Here is a 9,819-nt window from a genome sequence, read left to right on the forward strand (position 1 = left end):
GACAAGACCGTTTCGATGGATTGTGGAAGGGACAGGCTGAACCGATGCTGCGCTCGATCCTCAACAGACTTTTCGGCATGATCGTCGTCATGGCGCTGGTGGTCACCATCGTCTTCGTCATCGTGCGCGTGACGCCAGGCGATCCGGCAGCGGTGATGCTCGGCCCCGACGCGTCGGCCGCCGACATCGCAGCACTTCGCTCCAGGCTCGGGCTCGACGGCTCGATTCTCGAACAGTTCGGACGCTATGTGCTTGGCGTGGTGCAAGGAGATTTCGGTCAGTCGATCTTCCTTGGCGAGCCGGTCACATCAGCACTTGCGCAGCGTGCCGAGCCGACCTTCTTCCTCACCGTGTTCTCGCTGCTGATCGCGACGCTGATCGCCTTGCCGGTCGGCATACTGGCCGCCTACAAGCGTGGTTCGGTCTTCGATCAGGCAACGACCACCATCGCCATGTTCGCGGCCAGCGTGCCGAGCTTCTGGCTGGGGCTGCTGTTCATCCAGTTCTTCGCCGTGAAGCTCGGCTGGTTCGACACGTCAGGCTATGGCGGGCCGGGCGCATCCTTTGCCGACAGGCTGAACCATCTCGTGTTGCCGGCGCTGGCGCTCGGCCTCGTCTCTTCGGCGCTGATCACGCGCTTCACCCGCGCCTCGATGCTCGACGTGCTCAACGACGACTATGTGCGCACCGCACGCTCCAAGGGCATGAGCGAATGGCGCGTGGTGCTGAAGCATGCCTTCAAGAATGCGCTGATCCCCATCCTCACCGTCATCGGCCTGACCGCAGCCCTACTCATTTCCGGAGCGGTGGTGACCGAGACGGTGTTCGGCTTGCCAGGCGTCGGCAGCCTCGTCGTCTCGGCGGTGCTGAGACGCGACTATCCCGTCATCCAGGGCGCGCTGCTGGTCATTGCCGGGCTTTACGTGCTGGTCAATTTCGCCATCGACATGCTGTATCTCGCGGTCGATCCCAGGGTTCGCTACTGATGGCCGCGATCTCGATCCCGCTCCACTCCGAGCCCAACATCCTTTCACGGCTGCTGGGCCGGCCGACATCGGCCGCCGGCATCGCCGTGCTGGTGATCATCGTGCTGGCTGCTATCCTGGCGCCCGTCATCGCTCCTTATGCGCCGTCAAAACTCTCCATCGCCAGCCGGCTGCACCCGCCGAGCCTCGACCATCTGTTCGGTACCGACGATCTCGGCCGCGATGTCTTCACCCGCATGCTCTATGCCGCGCGCACCTCGCTCAGCGTCGGCTTCGCCGTGGTTATTTTTTCGTCGATCATCGGCACCATCCTCGGGCTGACATCGGGCTACTTCAAGCGGCTCGATGCGCCGGTCTCGCGGCTGATCGATGCGATGATGGCATTCCCGGATATCCTGCTCGCCATCGCGCTGGTCGCCGCACTCGGCGCGACTGCGGTCAATCTCGTCATCGCGCTCGGCATCGTCTATGCGCCGCGGCTTGCGCGCGTCGTGCGGGCTTCGACGCTGGTCATCCGCGAACTTCCCTATGTCGAGGCGGCGCGCGCGCTGGGCGTGCCGACGCCAATCATCCTGATCCGCCACGTGCTGCGCAACGTCACCTCGCCGCTCTTGGTGCAGGGCACCTTCATCTTCGCCAACGCCATCCTGGCGGAAGCCGGCCTATCCTTCCTCGGCGTCGGCATTTCGCCCGACATTCCGACCTGGGGCACCATGATCGCCACCGGTCGCCAATACATGGATCAGGCGCCCTGGGTCATGATGTTCCCTGGCGCCGCCATCGTCGTCACGGTGCTGTCGCTGCAGCTTGTAGGCGACGGCCTGCGCGATCTTCTCGACCCCCGTCTGGCAAAGGATATCTGATGTTCGGCAATCGTTTCCAAAAGGCCGACCGGCCGCTGCTCATCAAGGGCGCCAGACCCGTCGGTTTCGGTGGCGGCTTCGATCAGCCGATCGACGTGCTGGTCGACGAGCAGGGCCGCATCGCCGAGACCGCGTCAGCGATTGCAGCGGGCGAGGGCGTCAACACAGTCGATGCCAAGGGTGCGTTTCTGTCACCCGGCTGGACCGATCTCCATGTCCATGTCTGGTATGGCGGCACCGACATCTCGCTGCGCCCTGAACAGTGTGGTGCGGCCCGTGGCGTGACCACGATGGTCGATGCCGGCTCGGCCGGCGAGGCCAATTTCCATGGCTTTCGTGAATTCATCATCGAACCTGCCAAGGAGAACGTCTACGCCTTCCTGAACATCGGTTCGATCGGCCTCGTCGCCTGCAACCGCGTCAGCGAGCTGATCGACATGCGTTCGATCGATTTCGACCGCGTCATCGCCACGGTCGAGGCCAACCGCGACGTCATCGTTGGCCTGAAAGTCCGCGCCAGCCATGTCATAACAGGCGGCTGGGATCTGACGCCCGTCCGGTTGGCCAAGAAACTCAGCCGCATCCTCAAGCTGCCCATTATGGTGCATGTCGGCGAGCCGCCGCCGCTCTACGACGACGTGCTCGGCCTTTTGACCGAAGGCGACATCGTCACCCATTGCTTCAACGGCAAGGCCGGCGGCTCGATCATCGAGGACGACGATCTCTACCTGCTGGCCGAACAGGCGGCGGCGCGAGGCATCGTGCTCGATGTCGGTCACGGCGGCGCGTCCTTCTCCTTCGATGTCGCCAAGGCGGCCCTCGAGCGCGGCCTGCCACCGGCAACGATCTCGACCGATCTCCACAACCGCTCGCTGGATACGTCGGTCTGGGACATGGCCACCACCATGTCCAAGCTGTTGTCGCTCGGCATGAAATTCGAGGATGTGGTGGCGGCCTCGACCACCGCGCCGCGCCGCGCCATCCGCCTGCCGACCGACGGCTTGCTGGACAAAGGCAAGGCGGCGGAGTTTACGCTGTTCGATGTTGTCGACGCCGATCTGACCGTGCGCGATTCCCAAGGCGTGCCGAGCACACTGCACCGGCTGTTTGAACCGCGTCATGCCATTCTGGGTGCCCACGCCGTTGCAGCTCATCGCCATATGCCCAGGCAAGGCGAGGGCGGCCCCCACGCCTGTCCGCATTGCGGGTGGAAGTCGTGACAGAGCCGTTCGCCAGCGACGTCATCCTGTCGGTTCGCGATCTGCGGACGTGGTTCGTGACGCGCCGGCTGACGGCCAAGGCGGTGGATGGCGTGACCTTCGATCTGAAGCGCGGCAAGACACTCGCGGTGGTCGGCGAATCCGGCTCGGGAAAATCCGTCACCAGCCTCTCCATCATGGGGCTTCTGTCGCGGCCGGGTGCGATTGCCGGCGGCAGCATCCTGTTTCGCGACAGGCAAGAGCGCGTCCACGATCTTGCCGGCTTCAGCCAGAAGCAGTTTCGGAAAATGCGCGGCTCGGAGATCGCGATGATCTTTCAGGAGCCGATGACCAGTCTCAACCCGCTGTTCACGGTCGGTGACCAGATCGGCGAGATGATCGCGTTGCATGAGCCGGTCGATCGTCGCGAAGCGCGCAAGCGCGCGCTCGCCATGCTGAAGCATGTCGAAATCCCCGACGCCGAATCGCGTCTGGACGACTATCCGCACCAGATGTCCGGCGGCATGCGCCAGCGCGTCATGATCGCCATGGCGCTGTCGTGCAGCCCGTCTCTGCTGATCGCCGATGAGCCGACCACAGCGCTCGACGTCACCATCCAGGCGCAGATCCTCGACCTTCTGCGCCGGCTGCAGGCCGAGATGGGTATGTCGATCCTGTTCATCACCCACAATCTCGGTGTCGTCGCCGAAATCGCCCATGATGTGGTCGTCATGTATGGCGGCCGCGTCGTCGAACAGGCGCCGGTCAACGATCTGTTCGCGCATCAGCGCCATCCCTACACCAGGGGCCTGCTGGCCTGCACGCCGAACGCCGCCCGCGACATCGACGCCGCCGGCGAGCGCCGTGCGCTCTATTCGATCCCTGGCAGCGTGCCGCCGATCACCAATCTGCCGCCAGGTTGTGCCTTCGAGCCGCGCTGCGATTTCGCCATAGCGCCGTGTCGGGCAGCACCGCCCGCACTCGTGCCGGCAGGCCCGCACGGTGCTTCCCGCTGCATCAGGAGCGCCGAGCTATGAGCGCGCTTGTCCAAACCGTCGAGGCGCAGCCGCTGCTCAGCGTGCAGGGTCTGACCAAGCATTTTCCAGCGCGCAACGGCCGCATCGTGCATGCGGTCGAGGATGTCAGTTTCGATGTCCAGCGCGGCTCGACTGTCGGCCTTGTCGGCGAGTCCGGTTCGGGCAAGACCACCGCCGGCCGGGCCTTGCTGCGGCTGGTTGAACCGACGGGCGGCAAGGCGCTGTTCGACGGCGTCGACCTGTTCTCACTGTCGTCGCGCGACATGCGCGCCTATCGGCAGAAGTTGCAGATCGTCTTCCAGGATCCGTTTTCCAGCCTCAATCCCCGTATGCGGGTCGCCGCCATCATCGGCGAGGCGCTCGACGCGCGCGGCTTTCCCCGCGGCAAAAAGCGGGCGGAGCGGGTCGCCGAGCTGCTGACGCTGGTCGGGCTGTCGCCTGACCACGCCAGCCGCTATCCGCACGAATTCTCCGGCGGCCAGCGCCAGCGCATTGGCATCGCGCGCGCGCTCGCCGTCGAGCCGCAATTCATCGTCGCCGACGAACCGGTTTCGGCGCTCGATGTCTCGGTGCAGGCACAGGTGCTCAATCTGTTCGGCGACTTGCAAAGAAAGCTTGGCCTGACGCTGCTGTTCATCGCGCATGACCTCTCGGTGGTCGAATATCTCTGCGACGAGGTGGTGGTCATGTATCTCGGCCGCGTCATGGAGCGCGGCCCGAGCCGCCTTGTCTATGCCGCGCCACGCCACCCCTACACGAAAGCCCTGCTGGCGACAGCGCCAGTGCCGGACCCGACGCGGCGCCGCTCGCACATACCTTTGCATGGCGACATTCCAAGCCCGATCGATCCGCCTTCCGGCTGCGTCTTCCGCACCCGCTGTCCGGAAGCGATCGCGGCCTGCGCTGAAACCGTGCCGCCGGTCGAGCCTGTCGGCGGCGGACATCACGTGGCATGCATCCGCCACAATGAAAAAATGTCTGACTGGAGTTTGAAATGACCTTTTCCGAGCTGTTCAAGCATCCGGACAGCACGCCCTACAGCCGGCTTTCGGCGCTTGGCATAACGTTGCCCGAGGCGCCGTCGCCAATCGCCAATTTTGTTACCCACGTCCAGGAGGGAAAGCTGCTGTTCCTGTCCGGCCAGGGACCGAGCGAAGCCGATGGCCGGCTCCATACCGGCAAGGTCGGCGCCGACGTCACCATTGACGAGGCCTATGCTCATGCCCGGCTGACGGGCATTAACCTGATCGCCGTCATGCACACGGCCCTGGGCGACTTGCGCCGTGTGCGGCGTGTGGTCAAGCTGTTCGGCATGGTCAACGCGACACCCGACTTTGCCGACCATCCGGCTGTCATCAATGGCTGTTCGGACCTGCTTATCGATGTTTTCCAGGAAGCCGGTATCCACGCGCGTTCAGCGGTAGGCCATGGCTCCTTGCCCGGCCGCATCACCGTCGAGATCGAAGCCGTCATAGCGATCGACTGAGGACAGGACATGACCAAGCACAACAGACCCGACAACATCCGCCGCCAGCTGGGCTTGAGGCCCGTCATCAACGTGTCCGGCACGATGACCTCGCTTGGTGCCTCCATCGTCGTCCCGCAAGCGGTCGAGGCCGTCTCCGCCATCCTCGGCGAATTCGTCGAAATGGGCGACCTGCATCGGCGTGCCAGTGCCGTCATTGCGCAATTGACCGGCGCCGAAGCCGGCTTCATCACGGCTTCCTGTTCGGCGGCGATCAGTCTTGCCGTGGCTGCCTGCATGACCGGGCCGAACCTCTGGGCGATCGAGCGGCTGCCCGACACATCAGGCCTGAAAGACGAGGTGCTGATCCAGTCCGGGCACATGATCTCCTATGGTGCGCCGGTGGAACAGGCGATCCGGCTGACCGGCGCCAAGGTCGTCCCGGTTGGCCAGGCGACCAGCGCCTCGGCCTATCATCTGGCTGGTGCCATCACCGATCGCACCGCGGCGGCGGTCTTTGTCGTTTCGCATCATGTGGTCGACTATGCCCAGATACCGCTGGCGATCTTTGCCGAGGTTGCGCACGCGCGTGGCGTGCCTGTCATCGTCGATGCGGCGTCGGAATATGATCTCACCGGCTTTCTCGCAGCCGGCGCCGATCTCGTCCTTTATTCCGGCCACAAATTCCTTGGCGGTCCGACCTCCGGCATCGTTGCAGGGCCGAAGGAAAGGGTTCGCAACGTCTACCTGCAGAACCGCGGCATCGGCCGTGGCATGAAGGTGGGCAAGGAGGGCATCGTCGGGGCGCTCGCGGCACTTCAGGCCTGGAAGGTGCGTGACCATGACGCCATTCGTGCCCGCGAACGCAGGGCGCTCGATTGCTGGATAGAGACGCTTGAAGGGCGGGCTGGCGTCAATGTCAGCATCGAGCCCGATCCGACCAACAACCCGCTCGACCGCCTGAAGCTTACGATCGATCCGGCACAGGCCCGCATCACCGCATGGGATCTCGCCGATCGTCTGGCCGCCGGCGACCGGCCGGTGATCGTGCGCGACCACGAAGTCGAGCATGGCTATTTCCTTCTCGACCCCTGCAACCTTCATCCGGACGAAGAGTTCGTCGTGGCTGCCCGGCTTGGCGAGGAACTCGATATTGCGCGCAAGTCGAATGAAATCATCGCGACGCCTTTCAACGAGCGCGTCCTCACCAGCGAGGCGGCAATCCTCAACTGGCCGGATTGACTGCCGCCATGCTACTGCCCTGTGACAACCATGCGCGATGAACCCCGAGGCCTCATGGCAACGATGACAACCGATCGAGACCTGAGCAGCACCAAGGTCGCTACAGAGCCGCGCCGGTCGCGTACCAGCGGCATTGATCGTGCGTTGCAAATTCTGGATTGCCTGCAGCGGCAGGGACGGCCTGCAACCGCCTATGAGATCGCGCGCGATATCGGCGCACCGCTGTCGACCATCTATGTCATTGTCGACGACATGGTCGAGAAGGAGCTTCTGGACCGCAAGGATGGCGGCCTGTTGTGGCTCGGGCCGCGGCTATATCAATATGGCTTGACCTATGCCCGCACCCTCGACCTGCTCAACGTTGCGGTGCAGGAAATGCATGAACTGGCCCAGAATTCGAAAGAGACCGTCCAGATATGTGGTCGCGATGGCGACCACATGGTCGTCTTCGCCATGGAAGAGGGCAAGGATCATTTCCAGGTGACGTCGCGCGTCGGCACGCGCACGCCGCTCAACTGGACCGCCTCGGGCCGGCTGTTGGTCGGTCATTTGCCGGAAGCCGAGCGTCTGGAGATCTTCGCCCGCTCGGCGACGGCCTCGCCGACGGGGCGCGCCGAAACCGACAAGAATGTGCTTGCCAAGGCATCCGCAGCGACGCTGGCGCAGGGGCTGTCGATCCAGGCCGGCGAATCCGATTTTTCAGTCGCCTGTATCGCCGCTCCGATCCGCGACAATCTGGGAGCCTGTCGCGCGACGATCTCGATCGTCGTTCCCGATCTGAAGCTGAAACAAAAGAACCCGGACCTGGCTGCGCTGGTCAAACTGAGCGCGGGGCGTATTGAAACGCGTCTGGGTTGGCGGAACGGCCAGCCATAGCCGCTAGCTTGATGTTTTTCGAGATTGGCTGGTGGTCGGCTTGCCAACCCCAGGTCCCGGCAGGATCAGCCGTAATGCAGCCGGGGTTTTGGCTCGGTGCTGGTGAACTGCACCCCGATACGGTCGTTGTGCCGCCAGCGGACCTCGCACCGATAGGCAATGCCGTCGAGCGGCACATAGAGAAGAAAGTGATCTGGAACCCGGGCTTCGAGCGGTATCTTCAGTTCGGCGCCACTTTCGTGCTGATTGCGCAGCGTGCAACCGACTTCCGAATTCGAAATTCCGGTAATGATTGACCCGCCCTTGAGCACACGCGGACGATGCTCGCGCTGGGGCTCGTCGGACACGTTCGGAATCGGATTTGCAGGGTTCGACATCGCTGAAAAATACCAGAGCTGCCGAATCCTACCTTTGATTCCTTAGCAAAGCATTCACGTTGATGCGCAAATGCGTATCGTGCCTTGCAAGCCGAACTGGTTTACAACTTGGGCGCGCGGTGCGGCCATCCAATGTCCCGTTTAGGGAAAGCTGTGCGGGTCGGCGCAGAAATAGGCGATAATCTGGCAAAGATCAGGTTCGTTGATCATGTGCACCGCTTCGCTGGAACTGACCCATTTGCGGGTGCGGGAGTGTTTTTCCTTCCAGCGGTCGGCGATCTTGTCGACGTGCAGCGGGAACACCAGGACCTCGCACGGCACTTCTTCGCCGGAAGCCAGTACCTTGGCGTAGAAGTAACGGCCGGCTTCGAGATGAGAGACACTGCCGCGCAGCCCGGCTTCCTCGCCGGCCTCGCGCGCCGCGGCCTCGCAGAGCGGCTCCCTGGCCTCTGGCCAGCCCTTGGGCAAAACCCAGCGACCGGTATCGCGACTGGTGATCAGCATGATCTCGACGCCGTTCCCGGTATCGCGCCAGGGCAGGGCGGCAACCTGTAGGCGACAGGGTGCGGTGCCGAAGAGTCGCCGGACCCTTTCGACCAGATGGTTGTGCGTCGTTGGCCTCGTCAACATCGGAGAAGCTAGCCCCAGCCTCCAGAATCGTTTGCCGCCTCATGAATCTTACGGCTAATTGTCGGCAATAAAAGTAAAAAATTTCACTCGTCTGGCCGATTTCCACCAATAGACGTCGATTTCGCAAAATATCTGGCCTGCCAGGCCCGTTTGCGAAAGCAAATCATGCCCGGTGCAAGCTGCTGGTATGTAACAGGCAGGTTGTGGCGAATCAGCCGGCGTGGTCGTCGGCGATCGGCTTCTGGTATGTGAAGCCCATGTCCCACGGGAAATAGATCCAGGTGTCCTGGCTGACTTCAGTGACGAAAGTATCGACCAGCGGCCGGCCTTTCGGCTTGGCGTAGACGGTGGCGAAATGCGCCTTGGGCATCATCGCGCGCACGATGCCCGCTGTCTTGCCGGTGTCGGTCAGGTCGTCGATGATCAGCACGCCGGCGCCGTCTTCGGCGAGCAGGGCTGGGGTGATCTCTTTGAGGACCTGCAGCTGCCCCTGGCTGGTATAGTCGTGATAGGAGGCGACGCAGACGGTTTCGATGACGCGGATGCCAAGCTCACGCGAGATGATCGCGGCGGGGACCAGCCCGCCTCGCGTGATGCAGACGATCGCTTTCCACTGCCCCTTGTTGGCGCCGGCCAGCCGCCAGGCGAGCGCGCGGGCGTCACGATGGAACTGGTCCCAGGAGACCGGAAAGGCTTTTTCGGGAAGGGACATGTCGCGCACTCCGCAGCACGCGGGGATCGCGCGCAAGAAAACAGGGGAATGCGCGCGGAATTAGCCGGAAAGCCCCTGTCTTGGCAAGAGCAGGGGCCTTGGCAAGGGCAGGCCTCAGAGATCGCTGTGGACTTAAAGCGTGTCGCGTCGAAACGGATTCATGCGACGCGCCTCAAGTCTCTGCTTGCATGCATGTCGTTGTCTCAAAACCGGAGCCATTTTTTGAGCGACAGGCATCAGCGCGACAGGAAGGCTGCCACCGGCGCGGTGCGCAGCACCGTGCGCGTCACGCCGCCGAACAGAAGCTGGCGCAGCCATGAGTGGCTGTAGGCGCCGAGCACCAGCAGGTCGGCGCCGGTCTCCGCGATCCTGGTCTGGATGATGTCATCGATCGAATTGCCGCCCGAACGCTGCACCGAGACGCTCACGGTG

General features: G+C 63.3%; 12 protein-coding genes. 8 read left to right on the top strand and 4 right to left on the bottom strand.

Translation table 11 applies throughout. The features are described from left to right. The first annotated feature begins 44 nt into the window (after positions 1-44). Genes C8D77_RS26800 through C8D77_RS26835 form a run of 8 tightly spaced genes read left to right on the top strand, consistent with a single transcriptional unit; the run spans position 45 to position 7,668 of the window. Positions 45-986 carry an ABC transporter permease gene (locus tag C8D77_RS26800; protein ID WP_109669772.1) on the top strand — a complete coding sequence of 314 codons (942 nt, stop codon included), beginning with the start codon at positions 45-47 and terminating at the stop codon, positions 984-986. Then, positions 986-1,849 (top strand): ABC transporter permease, encoded by an 864-nt coding sequence (locus C8D77_RS26805; RefSeq protein ID WP_109669775.1) that lies wholly within the window; start codon positions 986-988, stop codon positions 1,847-1,849. Before C8D77_RS26800 ends, C8D77_RS26805 begins: the two co-directional genes overlap by 1 nt. Then, positions 1,849-3,069 carry an amidohydrolase/deacetylase family metallohydrolase gene (locus C8D77_RS26810; RefSeq protein ID WP_109669777.1) on the top strand — a complete coding sequence of 407 codons (1,221 nt, stop codon included), beginning with the start codon at positions 1,849-1,851 and terminating at the stop codon, positions 3,067-3,069. The genes C8D77_RS26805 and C8D77_RS26810 overlap by 1 nt, the downstream gene beginning before the upstream one ends. After that, positions 3,066-4,085: an ABC transporter ATP-binding protein gene (locus C8D77_RS26815; protein WP_109669845.1), complete on the top strand. Its 1,020-nt coding sequence runs from the start codon at positions 3,066-3,068 to the stop codon at positions 4,083-4,085. Before C8D77_RS26810 ends, C8D77_RS26815 begins: the two co-directional genes overlap by 4 nt. Then, positions 4,082-5,083, top strand: coding sequence for an ABC transporter ATP-binding protein (locus C8D77_RS26820; RefSeq protein ID WP_109669779.1), 1,002 nt, complete (start codon positions 4,082-4,084; stop codon positions 5,081-5,083). The genes C8D77_RS26815 and C8D77_RS26820 overlap by 4 nt, the downstream gene beginning before the upstream one ends. After that, a complete protein-coding gene (locus tag C8D77_RS26825) occupies positions 5,080-5,571 on the top strand; it encodes a RidA family protein (protein WP_109669782.1) in 492 nt (163 codons plus the stop codon). Before C8D77_RS26820 ends, C8D77_RS26825 begins: the two co-directional genes overlap by 4 nt. A gap of 9 nt (positions 5,572-5,580) precedes the next feature. Further along, positions 5,581-6,792 carry an aminotransferase class V-fold PLP-dependent enzyme gene (locus C8D77_RS26830; protein WP_109669784.1) on the top strand — a complete coding sequence of 404 codons (1,212 nt, stop codon included), beginning with the start codon at positions 5,581-5,583 and terminating at the stop codon, positions 6,790-6,792. 54 nt (positions 6,793-6,846) lie between these two features. After that, a complete protein-coding gene (locus C8D77_RS26835; protein WP_109669787.1) occupies positions 6,847-7,668 on the top strand; it encodes an IclR family transcriptional regulator in 822 nt (273 codons plus the stop codon). A gap of 65 nt (positions 7,669-7,733) precedes the next feature. Here the strand turns inward: C8D77_RS26835 and C8D77_RS26840 are convergent, their stop codons facing one another. The 4 genes from C8D77_RS26840 to C8D77_RS26855 form a co-directional block, all read right to left on the bottom strand. Then, a complete protein-coding gene (locus tag C8D77_RS26840; protein WP_109669790.1) occupies positions 7,734-8,045 on the bottom strand; it encodes a PilZ domain-containing protein in 312 nt (103 codons plus the stop codon). Positions 8,046-8,186: 141 nt separating this feature from the next. Further along, entirely contained in the window at positions 8,187-8,675 is a 489-nt protein-coding gene (locus C8D77_RS26845) for an NUDIX hydrolase (protein ID WP_109669793.1), read from the bottom strand. A gap of 211 nt (positions 8,676-8,886) precedes the next feature. After that, complete coding sequence (gene gpt, locus C8D77_RS26850; protein WP_057145797.1) at positions 8,887-9,387, bottom strand: xanthine phosphoribosyltransferase; 501 nt, start codon at positions 9,385-9,387, stop codon at positions 8,887-8,889. A 236-nt stretch (positions 9,388-9,623) separates the two neighbouring features. Continuing rightward, the coding region (locus C8D77_RS26855) for a universal stress protein (RefSeq protein WP_146211810.1) at positions 9,624-9,819 on the bottom strand (196 nt) is incomplete at its 5' end.

It is taken from the genome of Mesorhizobium loti, assembly GCF_003148495.1.
Taxonomy (GTDB): Bacteria; Pseudomonadota; Alphaproteobacteria; order Rhizobiales; family Rhizobiaceae; genus Mesorhizobium; species Mesorhizobium loti.